This is a genomic window from Halomonas sp. ATBC28, assembly GCF_005937175.1.
Lineage (GTDB): Bacteria > Pseudomonadota > Gammaproteobacteria > Pseudomonadales > Halomonadaceae > Vreelandella > Vreelandella titanicae.
The window spans coordinates 98,459-123,530 of the sequence record NZ_VCQL01000009.1 but is presented as its reverse complement, the minus strand read 5'-3'; the positions used below and the strand labels follow the sequence as shown (position 1 = coordinate 123,530).

At 56.7% G+C, this 25,072-nt stretch carries 25 protein-coding genes; 13 read left to right on the top strand and 12 right to left on the bottom strand.

Translation table 11 applies throughout. The features are described from left to right. The first annotated feature begins 5 nt into the window (after positions 1–5). Positions 6–1,757, top strand: coding sequence for a chloride channel protein (locus tag E0L35_RS12230; protein ID WP_138800413.1), 1,752 nt, complete (start codon positions 6–8; stop codon positions 1,755–1,757). Further along, entirely contained in the window at positions 1,747–2,865 is a 1,119-nt protein-coding gene (locus E0L35_RS12225; protein ID WP_249362135.1) for an extracellular solute-binding protein, read from the top strand. The genes E0L35_RS12230 and E0L35_RS12225 overlap by 11 nt, the downstream gene beginning before the upstream one ends. A 248-nt stretch (positions 2,866–3,113) precedes the next feature. Here the strand turns inward: E0L35_RS12225 and E0L35_RS12215 are convergent, their stop codons facing one another. Together E0L35_RS12215 and E0L35_RS12210 are read right to left on the bottom strand one after the other, a co-directional pair. Further along, positions 3,114–3,629 (bottom strand): GNAT family N-acetyltransferase, encoded by a 516-nt coding sequence (locus tag E0L35_RS12215; RefSeq protein ID WP_138800411.1) that lies wholly within the window; start codon positions 3,627–3,629, stop codon positions 3,114–3,116. A gap of 41 nt (positions 3,630–3,670) precedes the next feature. Then, on the bottom strand, positions 3,671–4,270 hold the full coding sequence (locus tag E0L35_RS12210; protein WP_138800410.1) for a pyridoxamine 5'-phosphate oxidase family protein: 600 nt from the start codon (positions 4,268–4,270) through the stop codon (positions 3,671–3,673). 333 nt (positions 4,271–4,603) lie between these two features. On the opposite strand from E0L35_RS12210, the gene E0L35_RS12205 reads away from it, so the two are divergent. The 7 genes from E0L35_RS12205 (at position 4,604) to E0L35_RS12175 (ending at position 12,794) form a co-directional block, all read left to right on the top strand. Continuing rightward, on the top strand, positions 4,604–5,647 hold the full coding sequence (locus E0L35_RS12205) for an aminoglycoside phosphotransferase family protein (protein ID WP_009288508.1): 1,044 nt from the start codon (positions 4,604–4,606) through the stop codon (positions 5,645–5,647). A 59-nt stretch (positions 5,648–5,706) separates the two neighbouring features. Then, positions 5,707–6,924, top strand: a complete 1,218-nt coding sequence (locus E0L35_RS12200) for an ABC transporter substrate-binding protein (RefSeq protein WP_027957787.1) — start codon at positions 5,707–5,709, stop codon at positions 6,922–6,924. 2 nt (positions 6,925–6,926) lie between these two features. Continuing rightward, the gene (locus tag E0L35_RS12195) at positions 6,927–8,600 is read left to right on the top strand and encodes an ABC transporter permease subunit (RefSeq protein ID WP_022520165.1); all 1,674 of its coding nucleotides are present in this window, start codon (positions 6,927–6,929) and stop codon (positions 8,598–8,600) included. Between the two features lie 10 nt (positions 8,601–8,610). After that, positions 8,611–9,249: an ATP-binding cassette domain-containing protein gene (locus E0L35_RS12190; protein WP_138800409.1), complete on the top strand. Its 639-nt coding sequence runs from the start codon at positions 8,611–8,613 to the stop codon at positions 9,247–9,249. Next, positions 9,215–9,946: a TIGR04283 family arsenosugar biosynthesis glycosyltransferase gene (locus tag E0L35_RS12185; protein WP_022520167.1), complete on the top strand. Its 732-nt coding sequence runs from the start codon at positions 9,215–9,217 to the stop codon at positions 9,944–9,946. Before E0L35_RS12190 ends, E0L35_RS12185 begins: the two co-directional genes overlap by 35 nt. Beyond that, positions 9,936–10,547 carry a TIGR04282 family arsenosugar biosynthesis glycosyltransferase gene (locus tag E0L35_RS12180; RefSeq protein ID WP_022520168.1) on the top strand — a complete coding sequence of 204 codons (612 nt, stop codon included), beginning with the start codon at positions 9,936–9,938 and terminating at the stop codon, positions 10,545–10,547. Before E0L35_RS12185 ends, E0L35_RS12180 begins: the two co-directional genes overlap by 11 nt. A gap of 84 nt (positions 10,548–10,631) precedes the next feature. Further along, entirely contained in the window at positions 10,632–12,794 is a 2,163-nt protein-coding gene (locus E0L35_RS12175) for a bifunctional TVP38/TMEM64 family protein/FAD-dependent oxidoreductase (protein WP_022520169.1), read from the top strand. A gap of 39 nt (positions 12,795–12,833) precedes the next feature. Here the strand turns inward: E0L35_RS12175 and E0L35_RS12170 are convergent, their stop codons facing one another. Next, positions 12,834–13,229 (bottom strand): transcriptional regulator, encoded by a 396-nt coding sequence (locus tag E0L35_RS12170; protein ID WP_278370519.1) that lies wholly within the window; start codon positions 13,227–13,229, stop codon positions 12,834–12,836. A gap of 165 nt (positions 13,230–13,394) precedes the next feature. Between E0L35_RS12170 and E0L35_RS12165 the strand changes: the two genes are divergently transcribed. Then, the gene (locus tag E0L35_RS12165) at positions 13,395–14,789 is read left to right on the top strand and encodes a GGDEF domain-containing protein (RefSeq protein ID WP_138800408.1); all 1,395 of its coding nucleotides are present in this window, start codon (positions 13,395–13,397) and stop codon (positions 14,787–14,789) included. Positions 14,790–14,821: 32 nt separating this feature from the next. Beyond that, positions 14,822–15,961, top strand: coding sequence for an FAD-dependent oxidoreductase (locus E0L35_RS12160; RefSeq protein ID WP_138800407.1), 1,140 nt, complete (start codon positions 14,822–14,824; stop codon positions 15,959–15,961). 9 nt (positions 15,962–15,970) lie between these two features. Here the strand turns inward: E0L35_RS12160 and E0L35_RS12155 are convergent, their stop codons facing one another. After that, positions 15,971–16,426 carry an META domain-containing protein gene (locus E0L35_RS12155; protein ID WP_022520173.1) on the bottom strand — a complete coding sequence of 152 codons (456 nt, stop codon included), beginning with the start codon at positions 16,424–16,426 and terminating at the stop codon, positions 15,971–15,973. Between the two features lie 23 nt (positions 16,427–16,449). Then, positions 16,450–16,890 (bottom strand): lactoylglutathione lyase, encoded by a 441-nt coding sequence (gene gloA, locus E0L35_RS12150; protein ID WP_138800406.1) that lies wholly within the window; start codon positions 16,888–16,890, stop codon positions 16,450–16,452. A 128-nt stretch (positions 16,891–17,018) separates the two neighbouring features. Here gloA and E0L35_RS12145 point away from each other — a divergent pair, with 128 nt between their 5' ends. After that, positions 17,019–18,089, top strand: coding sequence for a metal-dependent hydrolase (locus E0L35_RS12145; protein WP_138800405.1), 1,071 nt, complete (start codon positions 17,019–17,021; stop codon positions 18,087–18,089). Positions 18,090–18,111: 22 nt separating this feature from the next. Here the strand turns inward: E0L35_RS12145 and E0L35_RS12140 are convergent, their stop codons facing one another. The 3 genes from E0L35_RS12140 to E0L35_RS12130 form a co-directional block, all read right to left on the bottom strand. Next, positions 18,112–18,843 carry an MliC family protein gene (locus E0L35_RS12140; protein WP_009288499.1) on the bottom strand — a complete coding sequence of 244 codons (732 nt, stop codon included), beginning with the start codon at positions 18,841–18,843 and terminating at the stop codon, positions 18,112–18,114. A gap of 45 nt (positions 18,844–18,888) precedes the next feature. Further along, on the bottom strand, positions 18,889–19,401 hold the full coding sequence (locus E0L35_RS12135; protein ID WP_022520177.1) for a DUF3087 family protein: 513 nt from the start codon (positions 19,399–19,401) through the stop codon (positions 18,889–18,891). Positions 19,402–19,482: 81 nt separating this feature from the next. Continuing rightward, positions 19,483–20,580, bottom strand: coding sequence for a 3-deoxy-7-phosphoheptulonate synthase (locus E0L35_RS12130; protein ID WP_138800404.1), 1,098 nt, complete (start codon positions 20,578–20,580; stop codon positions 19,483–19,485). A 162-nt stretch (positions 20,581–20,742) separates the two neighbouring features. On the opposite strand from E0L35_RS12130, the gene E0L35_RS26275 reads away from it, so the two are divergent. Continuing rightward, on the top strand, positions 20,743–20,892 hold the full coding sequence (locus tag E0L35_RS26275) for a hypothetical protein (RefSeq protein ID WP_159175997.1): 150 nt from the start codon (positions 20,743–20,745) through the stop codon (positions 20,890–20,892). A gap of 231 nt (positions 20,893–21,123) precedes the next feature. Here E0L35_RS26275 and E0L35_RS26865 read toward each other — a convergent pair whose 3' ends face one another. The 4 genes from E0L35_RS26865 to rho are packed head-to-tail and all read right to left on the bottom strand — an operon-like array spanning position 21,124 to position 24,903. Then, complete coding sequence (locus E0L35_RS26865; RefSeq protein ID WP_022520180.1) at positions 21,124–21,252, bottom strand: hypothetical protein; 129 nt, start codon at positions 21,250–21,252, stop codon at positions 21,124–21,126. 59 nt (positions 21,253–21,311) lie between these two features. Next, a complete protein-coding gene (locus E0L35_RS12125) occupies positions 21,312–22,052 on the bottom strand; it encodes an FAD-binding oxidoreductase (RefSeq protein ID WP_138800403.1) in 741 nt (246 codons plus the stop codon). 41 nt (positions 22,053–22,093) lie between these two features. Beyond that, positions 22,094–23,584, bottom strand: coding sequence for a 4-hydroxy-3-polyprenylbenzoate decarboxylase (ubiD, locus tag E0L35_RS12120; RefSeq protein WP_009288495.1), 1,491 nt, complete (start codon positions 23,582–23,584; stop codon positions 22,094–22,096). Positions 23,585–23,643: 59 nt separating this feature from the next. Beyond that, positions 23,644–24,903, bottom strand: coding sequence for a transcription termination factor Rho (gene rho / locus E0L35_RS12115; RefSeq protein WP_007111700.1), 1,260 nt, complete (start codon positions 24,901–24,903; stop codon positions 23,644–23,646). Between the last annotated feature and the right edge of the window lie 169 nt (positions 24,904–25,072).

Sequence of the window (25,072 nt, the reverse complement as noted above, 5' to 3'; positions counted from 1 at the left end):
GGTAAATGGACTCCCCCAGCACAGACAGCGTTTCGCCCCGACACCCCCTGGCAGTCTTGCGTTTCCTTGGCTTGGTACTCTTGGGCAGTGTCGTCGGCGGAGTGGCGGCTCTTGTAGCCGTTGGCTTCGTCAATGCGGTGGTATGGCTCAACGACCTGCTGTTGATCTCCCCCCGAGGCCAGATGATGGCTGCAGACACCTCTCTGGTGATACTGGCTACCCTGCTGGTGCCAACCCTTGGGGGGCTGCTCGTTAGTCAACTGCACCGCGGCCTGCCTGGGGGCCGCTCCCATACCCCTGCCGACGCCATCGCTGCCGTCCAGACCCGCCGAGGTCGCCTACCCGCCAAGGCTGGTGCTCTCTCAGCGTTAAGCGGTTTGGTGTCGTTAGGCGCAGGCGCCTCGGTGGGTCAGTACGGCCCCCTGGTACATCTCGGCGCGACTCTCGGCTCCCTAATCACACGCTTGCTGCGCCTGGGGCGCTCAGAGGACAATATCACTATCGCTTGCGGGGTAGCGGCAGCCATCGCTGCGGCCTTTAATGCACCACTGGCGGGCATTGTCTTCGCCCACGAAGTCGTGCTACGCCACTATGCCCTGCGCGCCTTCGCGCCAGTGGCTGCCGCCGCCATCGTCGGCTATGTGCTGGCCACTCAGTTGCTTGCTCAGGGGACGCTGTTCCATATCACTGAGCCTGGCGTGCCTCAACCTTGGGAATTCGCCCTTTTCCTAGCCTTGGGTGGCCTAGGCGCCTTGGTGGCTGGAGGCTATATGCATGCCATTCTTGCCATGGGCCAGCTGGCCAAGCGGCTACCGCTGCCCACCAGCCTTCATCCCGCACTAGCCGGGGCTTTGCTCGGCCTAACGGCTCTTTGGGTACCCGATATTCTCGGCATGGGCCAAGAAACCCTGCGCTTCGCCACCTTGCCCGGGGCCTATAGCGGCGGCGAGCTGCTGATGGTACTGCTACTAAAGCTGGCCGCGACCGCTTTGTGCCTGGGGCTGGGTTTCGCTGGTGGTGTCTTCAGCCCAGCGCTGGTGATCGGCACCCTCTTCGGTGCCCTAGCCGGCACCCTGGTAGCGGAGCTGGGCGGTGGCCAGGAGACGTTTATCTTCTATGCGGTGTGCGGCATGGTCGCGGTCACCGCACCGGTTCTCGGCGCGCCTCTTACCACCCTGCTGATCGTCTTCGAACTTACCGGCAGTTATGCGTTGACCACCGCCGCCCTGGCCAGCGTCACGCTAGCCAATCCTCTGGCCGCCCAACTGTTCGGCCGCTCGCTATTCGATATTCAATTAGCCCGCCGTGGTTTGGATCTCTCCGCTGGCCGCAGCCGCGCCGTGCTCCAGGAGGCGCGGTTGACCGAGTTGATTAGTCATGATGCCGTCACCCTGGCCCCCGCGACCCCACTGAAAGCGGCCATCTCGCGCCTTAGTCAAGCGGGCCATGGCGAAGCTTATCTGGTGGACGGCCGAGGGCGCTACCAAGGCTGCGTGACCCTGGCGAGCCTGGAGACCTTCCGCGAAGGCAGCGAGGCCACAACCCTGGCCGACTGTCCCGAAACGCCCCGCCCAGTGCTAGAGCCGCACGCCTCGCTTTGGGAGGCAATGCAGCAGCTACAAAAGGTCACCGGCGAGGCCATCGCCGTCGTGGATGACGAACGGCGCTTCTTGGGGGTGGCCTATGAGTCGAGCATTGCTCGAGCCTTCTTGCATCACAGCGACGCCCTACGACGGGAGGAACACGGTGCTGGCTAGACGATTGATCCCAGGACTTCTGGCCGGGCTGCTCGTCCTGGCAACCCCCATCAGGGCGAAAGTGCCCGACACTGCCGACTCTCTGACAGTATTGAGCTGGGGCGGTGCCTACGAGCACGCCCAGCGCAGTGCCCTCTTCACACCCTTCACCGAGGCCCATGATGTACCGGTGGCAGTGGACAGCTATAACGGCGGCCTGACGGAACTGCGCCAGGCCGTGGCGGAGAACGATGTCCCCTGGGACGTACTCGATATGACCCGCAGCGAGGCCATGGCAGCCTGCGAAGAAGGGCTGCTGGAGCCGCTACCCCCCGAACTGGCGGCCCCCGCGCCGGACGGTACCCCGGCACCCCAGGATTTCTTCTCTGGTGCCCTAGGGCACTGTTTTATCAGCCATTCAATTTTTGCCACTGTCGTGGCCTATCGCCGTGATGCGTTCCCCGGAGAGCGCCCCACTCGCATCGCCGATCTCTTCGATCAACAGCGCTTCCCTGGCCCTCGGGCCTTGCAACGCACGCCGGCGGCTAATCTGGAGTGGGCGCTGCTCTCCTACCGGGTCCCCCGGGAAGAACTCTACCGCCTGCTCAGTACCCGCCGTGGCCTGGACCTGGCCTTCGCCCGGCTGCAAGGCATCGACAAACTCCACTGGTGGGAGGCCGGTGAAACCCCGGTGCGCCTGCTGGAGGAGGGCCAGGTGGTCATGGCTTCCGGCTACAATGGCCGCTTCTTCGCCGCCATGGTGGAGCGCGACCTGCCCATCGAGATCCTCTGGGACGGCCAGCTCCAGGAACATGAGACCTGGGCGATCCCCCGCGGTGCCCCGAACCCCGAGGCGGCCCAAACATTTATCCGCTTCGCCACCACCAGCGAGCGCCAAGTGGAGTTGGCCCGGCATATCCCCTATGGCCCAACGCGACGCTCTGCTGCTATGCAGGTTACCACCCACCGCGACAGTGGCCTGGACATGCGCCTGCATATTCCCACCCACCCCATCAACGCCCAGGGTGCGGTGACCAAGGACGAGACTTGGTATGCCCGTACCCAGGAACGCATTGAGGCCCTCTTTCGCGAGACCCTATTTCGTGAAGCCCTGACGACACAAGAATGAATGCGCAGTGCGGTTTCAAAAAATGGGCGGTTACAGTTAACGTGGCAATGCTGATAACCGTACTACGACATTGGGAACGAGGTGATCGCACTCCCCATGGCCCAGCGCTGGCATTACTGCATAGCGTTGCCAAGAAACCAAAGGCTGTACTGAGAGCATTGGGCTAACAGAAATGCTCTTTTAAATTAAATTCGATATTTTTGAATTTGAAGCTGTCATCTACTATTTCGGTTCACTCAGACTGAGTGTTATTGCGTATTACCCAACCGTTTAACCATTGGCTGCACCATAAGCGCGGAACCAACCCTCAGCGCTTCAAGCGGCCCCGTTGGAAGATATCCAGACGAGGTATAAAAACCAACTGCAGCTTCGTTGCTTGTTGTTACTGCGAGCTTTATACACTCACACCCTTTATTTACAGCCCAGGTACTAATTTCACCTAGAAGCGACTTGGCGATCCCCTTCCCTCGCAGCGCAGGTGAAACCCACATTTGGTAGATATGCGCCATTTTCGTATCGGGCTCATGTATTACCCCCCAGGCTAGGCCAACCGCTTGGCCCTCCAACTCAGCAATTAAGGGCAGAGCGTCCAGGCCTCGCCATTTCAGATCCAAGCGTGTCTGCCATTCAGTGTCTGAGAGCGTTACTTCCTGCTCGTAAGTTGAGCCAAAAGAGTTAGGCGCATCCTCAAGAGAGTTCAACCGCGCCAACTTATAAAGCTGCCAATCTTGCGGGGTTAATACTCTGCTCTTTACGTCACTCATGATCGAGATCTTCCTGCATGATGATGAGGGCCCCTGAGGTGCTAAATATCTTGTGCGTAACGCGCAAGCATCTCTTCCTGTGACTCGGGGGAGCCGCTACGACCTATTTGCTCGTGAATCATCTGCCCCATCGTCGGCAATACGGAACGCTCGCGACGGCTCTCATCTGCCCATAGTTTGGAGCGCATAAAGGCTTTAGCGCAGTGAAGGTAAGCCTCCTCAACCGTCACCTCAATAACCACTTTTGGTGCTCGCTTCTCTGATGCAAAAAGCTGCAGCTTTTCTTCATCCACCGAGACATGCGCCGCGCCATTTATGCGTAGCGTCTCATCGATCCCTGGGATTAAAAACAGCAATCCAGCCTGACCGCTCTCGACAATATTTTTAAGTGAATCCAATCGGTTATTACCTGGAGAATCTGGAATTACCAAAGTAAGGTCATCAACCACCTTGATAAAACCTGGCTCTCCTCCACGTGGCGACGCATCAAAGCCCGACGCGTTTCCAGTGGCGATGACCACAAAGGGAGAAAGCTCGATAAATCGCTGACAGTGCCGGTCAAGTCGCGATAGCTGCTTCTTCAGCGCTCTCTCCTTTGGCTCAGGATATAGCTGGTATAGCTCTTCGGTGGTGCGAATCATAATTCCCCCGATACAAAAACTGCCGTCTCAATAATAATGAACCAGGCACCCGCTATTGCTCGCGCGTAAATGGCGATGGCTGTTAACGGTAAGCAATCCCGACAACGCCAGCTCTAATCCCACAAAATCTACTTAACCACAACGCTAGCAGAAAATACTCCGAAGATAATTAACTTATTAGTTATGACTCATAATATCTATGCAGCGCTAGCGCATGACATATTGGTCCCCTTACCACTCACTTTAACCACATTTTCTTACGAAACGTGTAAGGTTGGTACAAGAACGGCCACTAAGTGGCATCGCTGATTCAGCAACGACACGGACTGCTCTATGCCGACACCAACCGAAGCGCGTTTACAGGCTCTGGCAAGCGAATTAAAGCGGGCCGGGATTGCATACCATGAGCTTACGCCGATGGCGGATACCGGGCTGGCCCATGATCATGTGTGGATCCATCGCAGCGTGGGCGATGACTGGGTGGCGCGACTGCCGAAGCAGAGTCAGATGAATCTGCCGCCTGAAGAGAACCTTGCCTATCAGACTGCCTGCTACCAGCGCTCTAGTCCTGGCGGACACACGCCAGCACTTTACGGCACTCTGCCGCCGAGCGAGGCACTGCCCCGGGGTGGGTTACTGGTTGAGGCTATCCGTGGCCGCTTGGCCAAGTTGCCGGAAGACCTGCCTGCCATCGCGGATGCTCTAGCCAGCTTGCATAGCCAACCGCTGCCCAGTGTCGCAGAGCAGGCACCACTGCTTGCCCCCGAAGACCCATGGCAAGCGATGATAGATGAAGTGCGTCAGCAGGCTAACTGGTTGAGCGACGCGCAACTTTCGAGCAAGGTCACCCAGCGCATTAAGCAGGAGCTGGACTTACTGCCACCTCACTTAAGCGATGCCGCGCCGACACTGATTAGCTTTGACACCCACCCTGGCAACTTCTTAATCCACGACGATGGCCGCGCGGTGTTGGTGGATTTAGAGAAGTGCCGCTACGGCCTGCCGGGTATCGACCTCGCCCACACCAGCCTCTACACCTCGACCACCTGGGACGTAAGCAGCCAAGCGGTGCTATCGCTAAGTGACGTGATTAGCTTTTATCGCCGCTGGCAAGCCACCATGGGTGAAACGCCGGACATCGACACCCTCATTGCCTGTCGCCGCGCTACCTGGCTCTGGTCGTTAACCTGGTGTGCCAAGTGGCGCGCCCAGCACTTAAACGCCGTAGATGCCCAGCAGCGCGGGGAAGACTGGTCCGCTGAACTCACGGATCCCGCCGTGATCGACCACGTGCGCGACCGCGTTGAGCACTACTTATCGTTAAACATTATTGATCACGTGCACAGCGAGCTACAGTGTTTGCAGGTTTCCCTATAACATCTAATTTTACTAATATTTCTTAGCTGTGCTTACGCTTCTAACAAAAGGGATATTCGATGCCTACTCGCCACCCTCTTCGCCTCGCTATTGTCACCACGATGCTTGCCTTCACGGTTCCGGCATCAGCCAACCCCGACCCTAGTGATTGGCAAAGTGTCGTGGCACAGGCCGAAGGCCAAACCGTTTACTGGAATGCCTGGGGCGGTGATACGCGCACCAATCGCTACATCGACTGGGTGGCGGAGCAAATGCAGGCACAGTACGGCGTCGATGTGGAACACGTAAAGCTGGACGATACCGGCAGCGCGGTAGCTCGGGTACTGGCAGAAAAGCAGGCGGGCAACCACACCGAGGGCAGTATCGACCTGATTTGGATCAACGGCGAGAACTTCGCTGCGATGCGCGAAAGCGACCTGCTGTTTGGCCCCTTCGCTGAGTCGCTGCCCCATTTTGCGCTCACCAATGCCGCCGATAACCCTGAGGTGGTGACCGACTTCACGTTACCTACAGAAGGCTATGAATCGCCCTGGGGTAAAGCGCAGATCACCTTTTTTTACGATAGCGCTCAAACCGAGACACCACCCCAGAATATGCAGGCACTACTCGCCTGGGCCAAAGCCAATCCCGGCCAGTTCAGCTATCCGCGTATTCCCGACTTCACCGGCAGCACCTTTTTAAAGCAGGCGCTGATCGAGCTCACCGATCAGGAGGAGGCGCTTTACCAGCCAGTTTCAGAAAGCGACTTTGAGGCTGTCACCAAACCTCTGTGGGCCTATTTAGATGCGCTGCACCCGCACCTGTGGCGCAGTGGTCGTACCTTTCCCGACTCCGGCCCCAACCTGCGCACGTTGATGAGCGACGGCGAGCTAAGTTTGGCTTTTTCGTTCTACCCCACCGATGCCGCCGTGGCAGTCATGGAGTATGAGCTGCCCGAAAGCGTGCGCAGCTACGTGCTGGAAGGCGGCACTTTGGGTAACGTTCACTTTGTGGCGATCCCCTATAACTCGCCGCATAAAGCCGGGGCCATGGTGCTCGCCAATTTCCTGCTTTCACCGGAAGCTCAGGCGCAAAAGCAGTCGCTAGCGATGTGGGGAGACCGCAGCGTACTGGATATCGATCAGCTAGACGCCGAGAATCAGGCGCTGTTCGAGCAGGGTGATCGCCATCCTTCCGAGCTACCGGCGGACGCGCTGTCCAACACCCTACCCGAACCACACCCCAGTTGGATGACCGCCCTGCAAAATGCCTGGCTTGAGCGTTACGGCGTTAACTAACGATGCTGCGACTGGCCCCAGCACTCATCATTGCCCTGCTAGTACTCCCCGTTGGGGCGGGTCTGATGATGGTGCTGCTGCCTGCGTTTGGCTACTTACCAACGCTAGGCGGCCATGGCGCTAGTTTAGCCCCCTGGCAAATGCTGTTCGACCAGCCGGGGCTAGGACGTTCAGTGATGGTTAGCTTTGCCAGCGGGTTAGTCAGCACAGCCGTAGCGCTGGTAATTGTGGTGCTGTTTTTGGCCGCCAGTCGGGGCACTTGGTTAGATCGCGGCATACGACGGTTGGTATCACCGCTGCTCGCCATCCCTCACGCCGCTATCGCCTTTGGGTTTGCCTTTTTGATTGCCCCTTCGGGTTTGGTGGCGCGGCTGATATCGCCGTCGCTAACAGGATGGGAGCGCCCCCTGGACATGCTGATCATCAACGATCCCTGGGGATTCTCCCTAATGGCGGGGTTGGTACTAAAAGAAGTACCGTTTTTGCTGCTGATGAGCCTGGCGGCACTGCCGCAGTTAGCGCCGGAGAAGCGCTTGATGCTGGCAAGATCGCTAGGTTACTCGCCTACCATCGGCTGGTTAAAAACGGTGCTTCCCTCGCTCTACCCACTGATTCGCCTGCCGGTTTATGCAGTGATCGCCTATGCCACTTCGGTCGTCGATATGGCACTGATTCTTGGCCCGAAGCTGCCCCCCACGCTGAGCGTATCTATCTTGGGTTGGTTCAACGACCCGGATATCAGCCAGCGTTTTATGGCCTCGGCGGCGGCGGTACTGCAACTGGGCGTCACTGTCGCTGCACTGCTGTGTTGGTGGTTGTTAGAACAGCTGATCCGCAGCCTGACGCGGTACTGGCTGATCAATGGCAGCCGCCAGCGTGGCGAAATCATCCTGCGCCTCGTTGGCCGCTCGGCATTACTGTTTTCGAGTATCACAGCGCTGGCAGCCTTGGTTGGGTTGGGGCTATTTTCACTGGCCGGTTTTTGGCGCTTTCCAGAAGTGTTGCCACAGATGCTAACGCTGGATCACTGGCAACGCAGCGGCCCTATGCTGGCTACACCGCTCATTAATACGGCATTGATTGGACTTGTTTCTACCGCCTTGGCTACGGCGCTAGTGCTAGCAACGCTGGAAAATGAACACCGTCAGCACATTCAACCCAAGCGCGCGTTATGGTTACTCTATTTACCCCTATTAGTGCCGCAAATTGCGTTTCTATTTGGGCTAATCGTGGCCGCTGAAAGCCTGGGCATTCGCCCTCAACTTGGCTTGGTTATCGCTGGTCACCTGCTGTTTGTACTGCCCTATGTGTACCTCTCCTTGGCTGAGACCTATCGCCGCTTGGATCCGCGTTGGCTCAAAGTAGCGCGTTCACTGGGGGTGTCACGCAGTGCCGCTTTTTGGCGGGTTCGCCTGCCGCTGTTGCTCGCGCCGCTGTTAACAGCGTTTGCCGTAGGCTTGGCAGTGAGTATTGGCCAATACTTACCCACCCAGTTACTCGGTGCGGGCCGCGTGACCACCGTGACGACCGAGGCAGTCGCGCTTGCCTCTGGCAGTAATCGACGTTTAATCGGCGTCTGGGCATTAGTGCAGGCTGGGTTACCGTTGATTGGCTTTATGCTTGCGCTAGGGCTGCCCCGTTTATTGGGTACCCACCGCCGTGATTTAGCTACTTAAGAGGGACAATGTGACAGCTTCTTTTTGCGCGCCGCTACGCCTTGAGCAAGTTAGCATCGCCCTGGCAGGCCGTGAGTTACTGGCAGTGGATGCCACGATTAGCTCCGGTGAAGTACTCACGGTAATGGGGCCTTCGGGGTCGGGAAAATCCACTTTATTGGCGTATATTGCAGGCTTCCTTGATCGCGAATTCACCGCCAGCGGCGGCGTATGGCTGGGCGAGCGCAATTTGCTCAGCCTTCCCGCCGAACAGCGCAACATCGGGCTTCTGTTTCAGGATCCGCTGCTATTTCCGCACTTAAGCGTGGGCGGCAACTTGCGCTTCGGACTGCCTCGCCATCTAAAAGACAAGCGCCAGCAGGTTACTCAGGCACTTGAACAGGTTGGGCTAGCAGGCTTTGAGTCCCGCGACCCCGCCACCCTTTCCGGCGGCCAGCAATCACGCGTGGCGTTGATGCGCCTGCTGCTCTCCAAGCCGCGAGCGGTGCTGCTGGACGAGCCGTTTTCCAAGCTGGATACGGCGCTGCGCCAGGAGATGCGCACACAGGTGTTTAGCCAATTGCACACAGCAGGCCTACCTGCGCTCCTGGTCACCCACGACCACGAGGACGCCAATGCAGCAGGAGGGCCGGTTATTGAGCTCGGCTGACCAACCACCTCGGCTGAGCATCGTGATACCGGTGCTTAACGAGGCCACGGGAATTGAGGCGTCACTGACACCGCTACAAGCGCTGCGCGACCAGCGCATTGCGATACCCGTTGAGATCATTGTCGTGGATGGCGGGAGCAGTGATGCCAGCGCTCACATTGCCAAACCACTAGCAGATCGAGTGCTCAGCAGCCCAGCCGGACGAGCATTGCAAATGAACCTGGGCGCTCAGCATGCCACTGCGCCCGCACTGCTGTTCCTGCACGCGGATACTCACTTGCCCAAGAACGCCGTTGAGCAGATAACCCAAGCGCTTAACGGCCACGCCTGGGGGCGCTTTGATATTGAGCTTGCAGGCCGCAGCGGCTGGCTGCCCGTGGTGAGCTGGATGATGAACCAACGCTCACGGCTCACCGGCATCGCCACCGGCGACCAGGGCATGTTTATGCGTGCGAGCACTTTCAAAGCAGCCGGTGGTTTTCCCGAACAGCCACTGATGGAAGACATTGAACTGTCTAAACGACTCAAACGGGTGTCTCGGCCCGCCTGTTTGCAGGCGAAAGTGGTAAGCTCGGGCAGGCGCTGGGATGAGGTCGGCGCTTGGAAAACGATCCGCCTGATGTGGCGGCTGCGCTACCGCTACTGGCGCGGCGTTAGCGCAACCCAACTCGCCAAGGAGTATCGCGATGCCCGCTGAAACGCCCCACCTGCACCTGCTAGCCAAAGCGCCGCTGGCGGGGCAAGCTAAAACGCGCCTGTCGCCCCTACTCGGTTTGGAAGGTGCGGCCAACGCCCACGCGGAGCTGGTACGCCACTGCGTCGCAAATGCCTGCAAAGCGCTGCCTGCCGCCAATGTCACACTATGGACAGCGCTTGATCACGCCCACCCGCTGTTTATCGAGCTTCGCGAGGCATTTGGTGTGACGCTAAGCGCCCAGCCAGAGGGTGACTTAGGCGCAAGGGTTCGCCATGCCCTGAACAGTACTCCAGGGCCCGCTATGCTAATGGGCAGTGATTGCCCAAGCATCACCAGCGCGCTAATCACCACCTGCGCACAGCAGCTAGCCAGCTTTGAGGTGGTGATGTTGCCCGCCGAAGATGGCGGCTACGGCTTTGTGGGTACCCGGCAAGACTACCCTGCGTTGTTTGAAGATATCCCCTGGGGTACCCAAAGCGTGCTGACCACCACGCAGCAGCGTATTGAAGCATTAGGCCTCCAGGTCGCCTACCCCGCGACTATTTGGGACGTGGATCGCCCTGAAGACTGGCAGCGCTGGAAGGAGCTAGAGAATCTCTAATTAGCCGTTTCAGTGTAAGGAAACGGGCACTCTCCTCACTCAGTGACAACCGATACTTCCCTTATTAGCGCTGGAGTTTTTATTGTGACCCGACAACGTTTGATTATTGCAGCGCTACTGATCACAGCCATTGGCGTGTTTTTCATTAGCGGTGCCCATCAATGGTTCACCCTGGAAACCATCAAAGCATACCAAAGCGACTTCCAAACGGCATTTACTCAAAATCCTTGGCAGGTAGCGGGGATCTTTTTTGCTGTTTATGTGGTGATAACGGCGCTCTCACTGCCGGGCGCCACGCTGATGACCTTACTTGGCGGTGCGCTATTTGGGCTCGGCTGGGGGCTACTGATTGTCTCCTTCGCTAGCACCATGGGGGCCACGCTGGCCTTTCTACTTTCACGGTTTCTTTTCCGTGGCCCTATCGAAAAGCGCTTTCCACGCCAGTTTGCCTCGGTGAATCGCGGCGTGGAGCGCGATGGCGCTCTTTATCTATTTACCCTGCGTTTAGTGCCGGTATTTCCGTTCTTTATGATCAACCTGGTCATGGGTCTAACGCGCATAAAAACCGTCACTTTTTATTGGGTAAGCCAGCTCGCGATGCTGCCCGGCACCGCCATCTATGTGAATGCGGGTGGGCAGTTGGGCGAGCTAGAGAGCCTTGGGGGTATTCTTTCACCGACGCTTATCGCCTCGTTTTTACTGCTGGCCATCTTCCCCTGGATAGCTCGACGCATTGTACAGCTGGTTCAGAAGCGCAAAGCTTATAAAGGTTTTACCCGGCCAGCGGGCTTTGACTACGACATTGTGGTGATCGGCGGCGGCTCAGCCGGGCTGGTTACCAGCTATATCGCCAGCGCCGTGAACGCCAAAGTGGCGTTGGTGGAAAAACACAAGATGGGCGGCGATTGCCTGAATACCGGCTGCGTTCCGTCTAAAGCGTTAATTCGTGCCGCCCGCGCCGCCCATGAGGTTCGCACCGCACACCGGTTCGGAGTGACTGCCAGCGAGCCGCAGGTCGACTTTGCCAAGGTGATGGGCCATGTGCATCAGTCGATTAGCGATATCGAACCCCACGACAGTATAGAGCGCTATAACGGCTTGGGCGTTGAGGTGTACCAAGAGCACGCCAGGCTGATCTCGCCCTGGGAAATACAGGTCGGCGATAAAATCCTCACCGCCCGGCATATCGTGCTGGCCACCGGCGCACGTCCCCGGGTGCCGTCGCTACCGGGTATTAAGAGCGCCCCCGTTTTAACTTCCGAGAACCTCTGGTCGCTTACTGAATTGCCCAAGCGTTTAGTGGTGCTGGGCGGCGGTGCCATTGGTTGTGAGCTAAGTCAGAGCTTCGCTCGCCTGGGTAGCCAGGTCACCCTGGTGGAAGGCGTTTCCCAACTGCTGGGCCGTGAAGATCCAGAGGTCGGTGAGCTAATCGAAAGCACCCTGGCGGGCGAAGGCGTGTCGGTGATGACCGATGCCAGGGCGTTGGAAGTTCTCAACGGAGAGACAGGCTATCAGCTAGTGGTGGAGCATGACGGCGACCGCAAAATACTACCGTTGGACTACCTGCTGGTGAGTGCCGGTCGCCAGGCCAATGTGGAAGGCTTAGGGCTCGAAGCGCTAGGCATCACGACCACCCAAGCGGGCCCCCTTGAACTTAACGAGCGTCTGCAAACCCGCCTACCCAATATCTGGGCCTGCGGTGATTTGGCAGGGCCTTATCAGCTTACCCACGCTGCTGCTCACCAGGCGTGGCATGCGGCCGTCAATGCGCTGTTCGGCGAGCTGAAAAGCTTTGCGGTGGATTACCGCTATATGCCCGCCGTCACCTATGTACAGCCGGAAGTGGCAAGGGTGGGATTAAACGAAAAAGAGGCTAACGCACAGAGCATTGCCTTTGAAGTTACCCGCTACGCCATGGGCGAAAGCGACCGCGCCATCGCCGAAGGTGCCACTCAAGGCTTTATCAAAGTGCTTACCGTGCCTGGCAGAGACAAGATTCTCGGTGCAACCATCGTGGCGGAAAACGCCGGTGAATGGCTGGGTGAATTTACCCTCGCCATGAAGCACGGTCTGGGCCTCAACAAACTACTGGGTACCATCCACCCCTACCCCACGCTGGGCGAGGCGGCAAAGGCCACTGCCGGGGTGTGGAAAAACGCCCACAAGCCCGAACGAGTGCTGGCACTATTGAAGCACTACTTCAATTGGCGACGCGGTGACAGTTCAGCTAAGAAAATTGACACCTAGCACATCGAATTGAAAGATAATTAGAAAAAATAAGTCGACCTAATCGTTACGCCCGTTAGCAGGCGGGTGCACTTTAGCGAATGTTTCAATAATTTCGCGCACTACTTTACGCTGGGCAGCGGGAAGCTCCCGGTAGAGTGCCAGCAATTGGCGCTCTTCACTGGTGGATGAAACGTCCCAACTTGCGGAAGGTTCGCTGACCGTATAAGCGGTGCTAACGCCGTAGCGCAAGTGGTGCGGGTCTACTAACAGCCAGCGAGCCAAAACCTGGAGCTTATCCTGACTGGGGATCGAATCACCACGCAGCCAGCGCCTAACGGCCTGAAACGTGATCGGCTTTCCCCAATAGCGCAGATTAAATTCCCGCTCAAGCACTGACGGCCGCGCTTCGTAACCCGCTGCTTCCAGTGCCGCTTTTAGACGCTCGGCGAACATGATTTTTTCATTCATGCCGCCAATGTGAAGCGATTGTTCAATAACAGTTGAATAACGGTTCACCTTTTGATTGAATCATTAATTCAATTTCGAGTTTTCGCTTAGCAGTATTAGGCGAGTTGCTATGCTAAGCGCTGAAATGCGGCGCTTGAGGAGTCATTCAGAATGAGTGGCACACTATCTCCATCGGTGCAAAATCTCGACGACCTGTGTCATAAGCTGGCGCTACTATGCCGCTCGGCAACCCCTCTCGAGCTTTTTGAACTGCTGACCAAAACGCTGCATGCGCTTACCCAGGGTCAACCAGTGGCACTTTATCGCCGCTTAAGCACAGGAAACCTTCGTTTGGCGTACTACTATCCGTTGGAAAGTACCCTCGCCTCTCACCACGCGCTGCTCGCTATTCATTGTTACGACGATCTAGCCGCCTCAGAGCTGCAACTGTATGAACTAAAGGGCGAGCATGAAGTGTGGGGGTATATTGGGCATCCACCTGCGGTTCACGCTGGGCCTGGCAAGTGGATCCAGCTACTCGTCGATCTTGCATCCCAACGCTTACGCTTGTTAAAAGCAGAGCGTATGGTCACTCGCCAATCAGGTTTAAAGTCTCGCCGCAGATTGCTGTCCAGAGATATTAAAAAACTGACTTCCATTGATGATATTTTGCAGCATCATGGCGCTAGCTGGTGCGATATTTTTCAGGCCGAAGGCATTGCGCTGGCTTATCAGGGCGATCTTCACTGCTTTGCCGAGTGTCCCTCGAAGCACCAGTTATTTCATCATTTACAGCAGTTGAATCAACACAATCCCCATGACGAAATCACCGAGCTGAATGGCAGCTGCCAAGGAGGTTTAGCGGCCCCGCTAAGCGTCGCCAATGCTTCCTTGGGTTGGTTACTACTATTTCGCCAACAGCCGCTACTCCCCGCTCTGGTTGCTGATACGATGCTTCAAGACGTCTTGAGTTATTGGATGCCGCAGGAAGCCTCCATGATGATTGAGCTGGCCGACGATTTAGCCGTGGCCATAACGGCCCAGGAGGTCGTTCATCTCAACCGCCAGTTAACCAAAACCAATCAACGCCTTGAGGGCTTGGCCCACACCGACCCCTTAACAAAATGCTGGAACCGCTACTATACAGAGCTGGTGATTGAGGATTTGATCAATTCGTCAGTCAGTTTTGCCATGTTGATGTTTGATATTGATGATTTTAAAAATATTAACGATACCTATGGGCATGCAACCGGCGATGATATCTTGCGTAATATGGCTCAGTTAGTGCAGGAAACGTTGAGACATGAGGATCACTTTGGGCGTTGGGGAGGTGAAGAGTTCGTCATTATATCCAAGGGGCTTGACCAAGACGCTAGTCTAAAGCTGGCTAACCGGCTCTGCCGCAACGTGGAGCAACACATCTTCGACATCGCTGGCCAATTAACAATCAGTATCGGCCTGACCCTCGCCCAGCCCGGCGACCGGCCTCGCCAGCTATTTGAGCGGGCGGATCAAGGCATGTATCTGGCTAAATTGGCGGGTAAAAACCAAGTCTTTGTCTGTTAATCCCCAACAGCACCTTGCTTCTTCTATAGGCGATGTCCATGCAGCAATTATTACTCATGGGTGCGGGCCATGCCCACGCCTTTGTACTCGAAGCCTTTGCCAAACAGCCTGAACCAAGCATCGCGATTACCGTGGTGAGTGATAGTCCTTTAGCAGCTTACTCCGGCAGCGTACCCGCATGGCTAGCGGGGGAGTGTACGCTGCGCAAGACACAGATCGACGTGGAAGCATTGTGCCAAAGAGCCAATGCTCGGCTAATTCTTTCCCCAGCGAACACGATCAACACCCAGGAGCGTTACGTAGTGCTGGCAAATGGCGAGCGCGTTAACTTTGACGTGGCCTCCGTCAACATCGGTTCGACCCTGACGTCTCCTCAGCAGCATGGGGAGAACCTCCCCAAGCTACTCGCCATGCGCCCATTGAGTAGTCTGCACCAGCGCTGGCAGGCACTGGAAAATGACATTAGCCACTTACCCAGCGGCGGTGCCCAACGGGTGGTGGGCGTTGGCGGTGGCGCTGCGGGCTGTGAAACACTAATGAGCGTGCTGGCCCAGTTGCGCAAACAGCGTCCGGATATTGATTGGCAGGGGCATTTGCTCAGCGCCTCTAACGCACTCTTGCCCGATGCCGGGCGCGTGCCACGCTGGCTAATGCGACGCGCGCTGTCACAGGCAGGGATTACCGTTCACGTTGAACAACGCGGCGAAATGCTGATTGAAGGCGGAGTAACCACCCAGAACGGTAAACGCATCGATGCGGACATCGTCCTGTGGGCAACGGGGGCTGTCGGCCACCCTTGGCTGGCGGGGACTGATCTGCCGTTGGATCAACACGGCTTTATCCGCGTTGACCATTCACTGAAGGTTAGCGACCAGCCGAATATGTTTGCCGCTGGCGACTGTGCAGCGTTTACCCCAGCGCTGCCTAACGCAGGGGTTTATGCGGTGCGCATGGGGCCACACTTAGCGGATAACCTTCGCCGTGCCTGCTACGGCGAACCGTTGCTCCCCTGGCAGCCACCCAAACGGGTGTTGGCACTCATTGGCACTGGCGACGGCCGCGCGATTGCCAGCCGCGGTGGCTTTGGAGTTTCCGGCAAGTGGGTATGGCAATGGAAAAAGCGGATTGATGCGCGCTTTATCGCCCGCTTCAATCCGCCTTTTAAAGGCTAACTGGCTGAATCAGTTGCCTTCGCGCCAGCCGCCTAGCACCCGGCTATCCGGGCCAAAGAAGACCAATCGATCATGGTCAATCAAATACCGATAGGCGGTCTCCAGCATATCCGTGACCCGCTTGGCATCGCCCATTTGCGGGCACGCCATGCGGGTGGTGGCTAACGGGCTAAACTCAATGCGCTGGTTCTCACCGAGTGTTGCTTCGCCAGTAAAGCGATTACAGCCGTCGTAACCGCTAACTTTGCCCTCTTTTGAAATCTCGAAAAATGGCGTTTCCGGCATAGAGAGCCGCTCATCAGTCCCCACCAACAGTAGGTTCCAACGCTGCTCAACAATAGCGCCCTCAAGCGAGGCATCGTTGGCGCCCCGTTGTGGTGTAGAACTTGGCCCCGGCGAACTGCTACAAGCACTTAACAGTAGCGCAGCGGAAGCCAACAGTGGTAATAAGCGCCAACCTTTCATGGTGATCGTTCCTTTTGTCATTGTTACCAGCTACCGGCGTTTTCCATAGAAGCCCATGGCTCTTGTGGTGCCAGGGCATCGCCTTTTTGCAGCAGCTCCACAGAGATTCCGTCCGGTGATTTAACAAACGCCATATGGCCATCACGAGGTGGGCGGTTAATCGTCACGCCGTTGTCCTGAAGGTGTTGGCAGAGCGCATAAATGTCATCCACCCGATAGGCTAGGTGGCCGAAATTACGCCCACCGGTGTACTCTTCGGGATCCCAGTTATACGTCAGCTCAAGCTCCGGAGCCGTCAGCCGCTCTGAGCGTGGCTCATCTTCTGGTGCGGCCAGAAACACTAGCGTGAAGCGTCCTTTCTCGTTCTCTTTTCGGCGAACTTCTTTAAGACCCAGCAGATCGCAGTAAAAATGCAGCGAAGCATTCAGGTCACTGACACGCACCATGGTATGTAGATATTGCATATCGACTCCTGTTAAAAACGGCCTTGGTCATACTTTACAAAAACGTGACAACAGAAATAAATCGCTGCAACGCTGTATAATTAAATTATAACGTTTATCTTAGCTGGGTTTACCCGTCGGAGAAACCTGTGGATTCAGTCACTCAAGCCGCGCTTGGCGCAGCCATTGGCGGGGCCGTACTGGGCCGCCGCCTTGGCCGCAAGGCCATCCTTATCGGTGCCGTACTCGGCACCCTGCCCGATTTTGATGTAGCGCTGGATTATGGCGACGCCGTCGCCAATGTCACCGAGCATCGCGGTTTTAGCCATTCGCTTTTTGTACTAACAGGGTTAGCCACCCTGTTGGCGCTGCTATGCACACGATTTGCTCCTGCAAAAGATATTAGCCTACCCCGCTGGTGGTGCTTTTTTGCTCTTATTCTGATTACCCATCCTTTGCTTGATGCACTAACTACTTACGGCACCCAGTTGCTTTGGCCTCTTGATCTCGCTCCCACCGCGTGGCCGATTATTTTTATTATCGATCCGCTCTATACACTGCCGCTGCTATTTACCTTGGGCGTTGCCTTGGTCTCTCAGCGGGTACGTAAAGCCTGCACATGGGGACTGGTCATCACAAGTGTTTACCTAATGATGGCAGCAGGGGCGAAATTAGTGGTAGAGCAACGTCTTGCCCCTGCCCTGGCAGAACAGGGTCTTGAAGAGGCTCCGCTACTGATACAGCCAACGCCGTTTAACATTGTGCTATGGCGCGCCACGGTGATCGACGGGGATCGCTACCATGAAAGCCTGATTAGTGTGTTTGACGGCGACCGTCAACCGCGTTTCGAACCATTAATTCGTAACGCTGGGCTAGAGACGTTCGCCCTGGCCAGCCAACAGGGAGAGCGTTTAATGTGGTTTGCGGGTTCTTTTTTACGCTATGAAACGCGGCTGCTAGAAGGAAAAGAGACGCTGATCGCCACCGATATTCGGCTCGGCTTCCCAGGCTTCCATCCGTTTAGCTTTACCCTGGCAACGTTAGAGGAAGAACACTGGGTACCGCTTGCGGTAAGCGAACAGTTGGAGAGTACCCGCGGTATTCAGATGCAAACGCTATCGCGCCTCGCCGCTCGTGCCGCAGGTAACACCTCGGCCCTGTGCGCCAGCGATTTCGAGGCGCATGAGTGGCGGGCCGAGCGTGTGGTTTATCGCTGCTGAGCTAGCGCTTCATCAAGGACGTCTAGGGAGCAATACCTTGGCCACAGCCGCTATACTGCTCCCCACCATAGGTCAGCGTAACGCGCGCGGGAAAAGGCTTGCCGCTCATATTATCGAAACAGGCCCCAGCATCGATACGCACGCGGAAAAAGGGCTCCACGTCAGCGTTTTCAATCACGACTCGACCAGCTTCATTGTCCATCACACTAACCATATAAGGTAGCTGGAGACGCTCTTCCCCGTAGTTCGTTTCCATCGTCAGTGTCGGCGTGTCATTTGCTAACGCAACCGTCCAGCCCGGTTCGTTACCCTGACCAAAGAACATCACGCCGGGCTTTTCAGCTCGGGTTAAGGCGTCACGCTGCTCGGCCAACGAGCACTGCAGCTGCCCTCGTGGCGTTTCCACTAGCGCCTCGTCACCCCGGTTCCAGAAGCTGATCTCACCATCTTGGTAACGGGCGCCGCTGGCCACGACGGCTTGGGGCAACCGCCATGCGCCGTGCAGCGACCATAGGCGCAAATCGTTGGCGTTGGTGGCAGCCACTAAGTGCTGCTGAGCGGGTTCGCAGTGCCACGCATCAAAACGCTGGGCAGAGCCGGGAAAAAGCGCCGAGGGCAGAAAGGGTGCCCGGTTATCCAGCGTTGCTTGGTTAGCGGCTTTAGTTTCTGTGGAGGGCGTGGCTGCACACCCCCCGAGTACCACCATCATACCGACTGCGGCGATGGCCCCACCCCATGCTTTTAACGTATTCATATGTCATGCTCCCTATATAACTAATTCTATTGCTTGCTGAACTTCTTACCCGCGTTTGAACGCCTGCAGATCGTGCGTATCGATACTTTCCACCTGCGGGGGCAACCCCAGCTCTTCGCGCTTGATTTTAACCTGCATTTTTTCCGCTAGCCGTTCGGCGTCGTCATCGGTGGTGCGCCCATTGAGCTCCGCCAACTGCGCCATGCCCTGGTGATAGAAAGTGAGCAGATCCAGCGCCGTGCGGTTGCTCTCTTCCACCGCTTTGCGCAGTTGCGAAAGATAGCCACTGACTTGCGACAAATGATGTTTGAGTTGCCAGACATAGCGCACCTCCGTCATCCATGGGCGCTCACGCAACACGGCAAATAGCGCGCTGGTGGCCAATAGCCCAAGTAGCACGCCTAGGGCATTGAGCCATAGGCTGCTGCCAAAGGTGGAGGTAAGGAGCATTGAGAACAGGAGGCCAAAAATAATCAGTTGCCCCGCCATGGCAAAGCTGATCATGCGGGCTTTGCGGCGGTAGGTCTCGGGGTCGTGATGTTCTAGGGTAAATACCATGGCCAGCCTCATTATCGCTGCAAATGTCCTATGATACGGGGCTGGCCAGGGCAAACAAGTAATAGCGTTTTACAAATGCAATTACGCCAAACGCTCTGCAGCCGTTTTAAGTAAGTGTTCGGTCGTTTCCCAGCCCACGCAGGCGTCGGTGACCGATACGCCGTAGCGCATGGCGCCAGGCTTGAGCGGCTGCTTGCCTTCGAACAGGTGACTTTCCAGCATCAGCGCGACCAGGTTGGCTTCGCCTGCCTGACGCTGCGCCAATACATCCAGCATCACTTCACTCTGGCGGCGATGGTCTTTACGCGCATTGGCATGGCTGCAATCCACCATTAGCCGTGGGTTTTGCCCGGCATTACGCAGCGCGGTGGTTGCCGCGCGTACATGTTGCGCCTGATAGTTCGGCTCGCCGTGCCCGCCACGCAGCACCACGTGGGTGTGCGGGTTGCCTGCAGTTTGCTGGACGATCGGGTAGCCTTGCGGGTCTACCGCGAAACGCTGGTGCGGGTGGGCCGCCGCACTCATGGCATCGATAGCCACTTGTACATCACCACTGGTGGCATTTTTGAACCCCACCGCCGCTGACAAATCACTGGCCAGCTCACGGTGCAGTTGCGATTCGGTGGTGCGTGCGCCAATCGCTACCCAACTTAGTAAATCGTCTACGTAGGGCGCCAGCATCGGTTGTAAAAGCTCGGTAGCCACCGGCAAGCCGCGAGTGGCTACGGCATGCATCAGTTCACGAGAGAGCGCCAAACCACGTGGCATATCACCACTGCCATCCAAACCTGGGTCGTAGGCCAGCCCTTTCCAGCCCACTGTGGTGCGCGGCTTTTCAACGTAGACGCGCATGACCGGCAAAATACGTTCGCTGATCTCTTCGCTTAATGCAGCCAGGCGGTCGGCGTATTCCAGCGCTGCATCTGGATCGTGAACGGAGCAAGGGCCAACGACAACGAGCAGGCGGTCATCGTGACCACTCAAAATTTGCTGTACGGCGTGTCGCTGGCGGGCAATTTGCTCACTTAGCGGGGCGCTTAACGAGATACGTTGTCTGAGTTCGGCGGGGGTAGGCAGCCGCTTTGCACTGGGCTCAGGCGCTGAAGGCGTTAGCCGGGAAGTAGCATGGGCAGTGGATACAACGGTTTTATTAATAACAGGGCTGACAGGCGCATTCATGATTAATTCTCCGCAATCGTGTGACATCGTATGGTTGTGTGACCACCCAAGTGAACACGGTCGGAGGTGGCAGCTAGCACCGACCGCGCGTCGCTAAATCGCCAGCTATAGCCATAACCCACAAAGCTGGTAGCGAAAGCGTTAGTCAGTGCGCGATAAATCATGATGCTGCTCCTTGATGAAATAATGGTGAATAACTATTGCCGAAACTCACTAGGCCCCAAAACGCCAGAAGCCCCGGCGGGGTTACCGACCGGGGCTTCTGTGCTTGCGGCAGGCAACCGAGTGGTGTGCCTGGTGGCGCGACGTTAGGCGTCGGCCAGGGGCACACCGTAGCTAAACCAATACCCATAAAACACAAAACCACCAACCAATTCTGGTTGTGGGTTCACTGTATGTGGTGTGGTTAGTCGTTGCATGCCCATATTCCGCTAGATTCTGTTAGTTACGCTGGCAATAACTAGCCCCTGTAAATCGTTTGACAGGGCTGCCGCCATGGCGTTGTCGTTTTATCCTGCCTGCAAGCGCTGCAAATGGCAACACTCAACCACCAAAAGCTTGTACCCAACCAATAGTAGCGGGCAGCGCGCTCATACTTACCAGCACCACTAAGCCTAGAAAGATGGACAGGAAACCAGAATCGTCTTTAAAGTTTTCGTCGTGATGGGCCATGTTAGCCTCCTTTTTTACCAACGCTATATCAGGGGGAACGTTACAACGCTGTGATCATATTAAGTAGAACGAGGGGCGTAGGCAAACACATCCGAAAACACCCGCTCAAGCTTTATGCCTTTTGTGTCGAGCACATCCAGGCAGGCATACACCATATTGGGCGAACCCGAGATATAAACATCGTGGGTTTCTGGCGTGATATCTGCGGTTTTCAACACCTGATCAATACGACCCAGGTGATGGGCAATCCGCTCGCCCGCTGCTAACGGCTCTTCCAAGGGCGATTCGGTTACCGCATGAAAGCAGACATTGGCGTGGGTTTGCGCCCAATGGCTGGCCAGTTGCTCTAAATAGAGGTCGCGGTGTTCGCGGGCGGCCCACCACAGCGAAATTTCTCGTTCGGGCTGTTCATGCAGTACCGCTTCGACAATGGCTTTCATCTGGGAGAAACCGGTTCCTGCTGCAATCAGCAGCAGCGGTCTTTCGCTCTCACGATCAAGCACGCACTCACCGCCGGGCAAACGCAGCGTGAGCTGATTGGCTACCTGCAGCAGTTCCCGCAGCCGCGCTGAGTTATCCCGCTCCGGCCAGTGTTGAATATGCAGCTCGATAACACCATCGCTGCGATCGGCACTGGCGATCGAAAACGGCACCCAGGTGGTGTCATCCAGCTTAAGCTCTAAATATTGCCCCGGCGCATGCTGCATGGCTTCGGCGCGCCCAGTTAGCGTCACGCCAAACACATCGGGGCTTAAGTTCTCAACCTCGGTGACTTGGCAAGTCAACGTCCTTGCACTCATGAAAGCCTCTTTTTACAAATTTGGTCAGCGATACATCGCATTCAGCGGCGAGAGGGCGGCAATTCAAGACCAATCCCCAGCGCTTCCCAGCGTTCATCCACGCGCGCTTTAACGGCATCGTCCATCACAATCGGGGTGCCCCATTCACGGTCAGTTTCTCCTGGCCACTTATTGGTGGCATCAAGCCCCATTTTCGAGCCAAGACCTGAGACCGGCGAAGCGAAATCGAGATAATCAATGGGGGTATTTTCGACCATTACAGTATCCCGCGCGGGATCCATCCGGGTGGTGATCGCCCAGATAACATCTTCCCAATTGCGTGCGTCCACGTCGTCATCCAGCACAATCACAAACTTGGTGTACATAAACTGACGCAGAAAGCTCCATACCCCCATCATCACGCGCTTGGCGTGGCCGGGGTACTGCTTCTTCATGGTGACCACTGCCATACGGTAAGAGCAGCCTTCCGGTGGCAGGTAGAAGTCGACGATTTCGGGAAACTGCTTACACAGAATGGGCACAAAGACTTCATTCAGCGCCACACCGAGAATCGCCGGCTCATCCGGCGGACGTCCCGTATAGGTCGAGTGATAGATCGCATCACGGCGCATGGTCATCCGCGTGATGGTAAACACCGGGAAGTGGTCGACCTCATTGTAGTAACCGGTGTGGTCACCAAAGGGGCCTTCCGCCGCCATATCATCGGGATAGATAAAGCCTTCGAGGATAATCTCGCTGGACGCGGGCACATCAAGATCCGCATGACCGCACTTCACCAGCTCGGTACGCGAACCGCGCAGTAGGCCCGCAAAGGCGTATTCTGAAAGCGAATCCGGCACGGGGGTGACGGCGCCCAAAATCGTCGCCGGGTCAGCGCCAAGCGCCACCGCAACCGGGAAAGGCTCGCCTGGGTGGGCTTTCTGGAACTCCAGAAAATCCAGCGCGCCGCCACGATGGGAGAGCCAGCGCATGATCAGGCGGTTCTTGCCAATCTTCTGCTGACGGTAAATCCCTAGGTTCTGGCGCTTCTTGTGCGGCCCTTTAGTAATCACCAGTGGCCAGGTGACCAGTGGCCCCGCATCGCCAGGCCAGCAGTGCTGAATCGGCAGCAGGCCGAGATCGACTTCGTCGTCTTCATAGACCACTTCCTGTACCGGCGCATGCTTGACGTTTTTCGGCCCCATGCTGAGTACTTGCTTGAAGATCGGCAGCTTGTCCCAGGCGTCTTTCAAGCCTTTCGGCGGATCAGGCTCTTTGAGAAACGCCAACAGCTTACCCACTTCTCTGAGCGCTTCTACCGATTCTTGGCCCATGCCTAGCGCAACCCGTTTAGGGGTGCCAAACAGGTTGCCCAACAGCGGCATGTCGTGGCCTTTGACGTTTTCAAACAGCAACGCCGGGCCACCGGCACGCAGCGTGCGGTCGCAAATTTCGGTGATTTCCAGGTAAGGATCGACTTCGACATGAATACGCTTGAGTTCACCCTGGGCTTCAAGCGCCGCGATGAACTCACGCAAGTCTTTGTACTTCAAGGCACGCTCCCTGGCTGGCGAATGCGCCGCGTTAGCGGCGCTCTTTTTTACACCACAAGCTAGCGGCGCTTCATCGCTTCAAAGAACTCAAGATTGGTCTTGGTATCTTTCAGACGGTCAATCAGGAATTCAGTGGCGGCGGTGTCTTCCATCGGATTGAGCAGCTTGCGCAAAATCCACATGCGCTGCATTTCATCCTCAGAAGCCAGCAGGTCTTCACGACGGGTGCCACTCCGACGGATATTGATCGCCGGGAATACACGACGCTCAGCCAGCTTGCGATCCAGGTGGGCTTCCATGTTACCGGTACCCTTGAACTCTTCGAAGATGACTTCGTCCATTTTGGAGCCAGTATCGACCAGCGCCGTGGCGATAATCGTCAGGCTGCCACCCTCTTCGATATTACGCGCCGCACCAAAGAAGCGTTTTGGCTTCTCAAGGGCGTGGGCATCGACACCACCGGTGAGCACTTTGCCAGAGCTGGGCACCACGGTGTTGTAAGCACGCGCCAAGCGAGTAATCGAGTCGAGCAGAATGACCACGTCTTTCTTGTGCTCAACCAAACGCTTGGCTTTCTCGATAACCATTTCAGCGACTTGCACGTGACGCGCTGGCGGCTCATCAAAGGTTGACGCCACGACTTCGCCACGCACGGTGCGCGACATTTCGGTGACTTCCTCAGGGCGCTCATCGATCAGCAGTACGATCAGATGACACTCTGGGTTGTTGCGCGTGATGGAGGTCGCGATGTTTTGCAACATCAGCGTTTTACCCGCCTTGGGCGGCGATACCAGCAAACCACGTTGGCCTTTACCGATCGGCGCGGTTAGATCGATGATCCGCGCGGTAAGGTCTTCCGTGGAGCCGTTACCGATCTCCATACGCATGCGATCGTCTGGGAACAGCGGCGTTAAGTTCTCAAACAGGATCTTGTGCTTGGCATTTTCCGGACGGTCAAAGTTGATTTGACTGACCTTCAGCAGGGCGAAGTAGCGTTCACCCTCCTTCGGCGGACGGATTTTGCCGGAAATGGAGTCACCCTTGCGCAGATTGAAACGGCGGATCTGCGAAGGCGATATGTAGATATCGTCGGGACCGGCGAGATAGGAGCTGTCAGCGCTACGCAGGAAGCCGAAGCCATCCTGAAGAATTTCCAGCACACCGTCGCCATAGATATCCTCGCCACTTTTGGCGTGTTTCTTGAGGATGGCGAAAATGATGTCCTGCTTGCGCGAACGGGCCAAGTTATCAATACCCATTTCACGGGCGATATCGAGGAGCTCGGGAACGGTTTTTTGCTTGAGTTCAGTGAGATTCATCGGTGTGTTAGAAAGTTGCTCATGGAAGCTGGGCGCCAGGCGCCGGGAATAAGACAGGAGGCGTGAAAGTGACGCCGTGTGATGCGTTCAGACCCCGGTAAAGGCACGCGCTCGAAGATGAAAGGAACGGCGTTGGACTTAACTAACAACGCTGCTGCTTGTTGTTATT

What these genes read in the sequence shown, in the direction of transcription:
- E0L35_RS26275 (WP_159175997.1), top strand. Translation starts at nt 20,743, where the DNA reads ATGATGCTGCTCCTTGATGAAATAATGGTGAATAACTATTGCCGAAAC.
- E0L35_RS12130 (WP_138800404.1), bottom strand. Translation starts at nt 20,580, where the DNA reads ATGAATGCGCCTGTCAGCCCTGTTATTAATAAAACCGTTGTATCCACT.
- E0L35_RS12230 (WP_138800413.1), top strand. Translation starts at nt 6, where the DNA reads ATGGACTCCCCCAGCACAGACAGCGTTTCGCCCCGACACCCCCTGGCA.
- E0L35_RS12185 (WP_022520167.1), top strand. Translation starts at nt 9,215, where the DNA reads ATGCAGCAGGAGGGCCGGTTATTGAGCTCGGCTGACCAACCACCTCGG.
- E0L35_RS12180 (WP_022520168.1), top strand. Translation starts at nt 9,936, where the DNA reads ATGCCCGCTGAAACGCCCCACCTGCACCTGCTAGCCAAAGCGCCGCTG.
- E0L35_RS12215 (WP_138800411.1), bottom strand. Translation starts at nt 3,629, where the DNA reads ATGAGTGACGTAAAGAGCAGAGTATTAACCCCGCAAGATTGGCAGCTT.
- E0L35_RS26865 (WP_022520180.1), bottom strand. Translation starts at nt 21,252, where the DNA reads ATGGCCCATCACGACGAAAACTTTAAAGACGATTCTGGTTTCCTGTCC.
- E0L35_RS12160 (WP_138800407.1), top strand. Translation starts at nt 14,822, where the DNA reads ATGTCCATGCAGCAATTATTACTCATGGGTGCGGGCCATGCCCACGCC.
- E0L35_RS12135 (WP_022520177.1), bottom strand. Translation starts at nt 19,401, where the DNA reads ATGGTATTTACCCTAGAACATCACGACCCCGAGACCTACCGCCGCAAA.
- E0L35_RS12140 (WP_009288499.1), bottom strand. Translation starts at nt 18,843, where the DNA reads ATGAATACGTTAAAAGCATGGGGTGGGGCCATCGCCGCAGTCGGTATG.
- gloA (WP_138800406.1), bottom strand. Translation starts at nt 16,890, where the DNA reads ATGCAATATCTACATACCATGGTGCGTGTCAGTGACCTGAATGCTTCG.
- E0L35_RS12165 (WP_138800408.1), top strand. Translation starts at nt 13,395, where the DNA reads ATGAGTGGCACACTATCTCCATCGGTGCAAAATCTCGACGACCTGTGT.
- E0L35_RS12125 (WP_138800403.1), bottom strand. Translation starts at nt 22,052, where the DNA reads ATGAGTGCAAGGACGTTGACTTGCCAAGTCACCGAGGTTGAGAACTTA.
- E0L35_RS12205 (WP_009288508.1), top strand. Translation starts at nt 4,604, where the DNA reads ATGCCGACACCAACCGAAGCGCGTTTACAGGCTCTGGCAAGCGAATTA.
- E0L35_RS12200 (WP_027957787.1), top strand. Translation starts at nt 5,707, where the DNA reads ATGCCTACTCGCCACCCTCTTCGCCTCGCTATTGTCACCACGATGCTT.
- E0L35_RS12195 (WP_022520165.1), top strand. Translation starts at nt 6,927, where the DNA reads ATGCTGCGACTGGCCCCAGCACTCATCATTGCCCTGCTAGTACTCCCC.
- E0L35_RS12210 (WP_138800410.1), bottom strand. Translation starts at nt 4,270, where the DNA reads ATGATTCGCACCACCGAAGAGCTATACCAGCTATATCCTGAGCCAAAG.
- E0L35_RS12170 (WP_278370519.1), bottom strand. Translation starts at nt 13,229, where the DNA reads ATGTTCGCCGAGCGTCTAAAAGCGGCACTGGAAGCAGCGGGTTACGAA.
- E0L35_RS12155 (WP_022520173.1), bottom strand. Translation starts at nt 16,426, where the DNA reads ATGAAAGGTTGGCGCTTATTACCACTGTTGGCTTCCGCTGCGCTACTG.
- rho (WP_007111700.1), bottom strand. Translation starts at nt 24,903, where the DNA reads ATGAATCTCACTGAACTCAAGCAAAAAACCGTTCCCGAGCTCCTCGAT.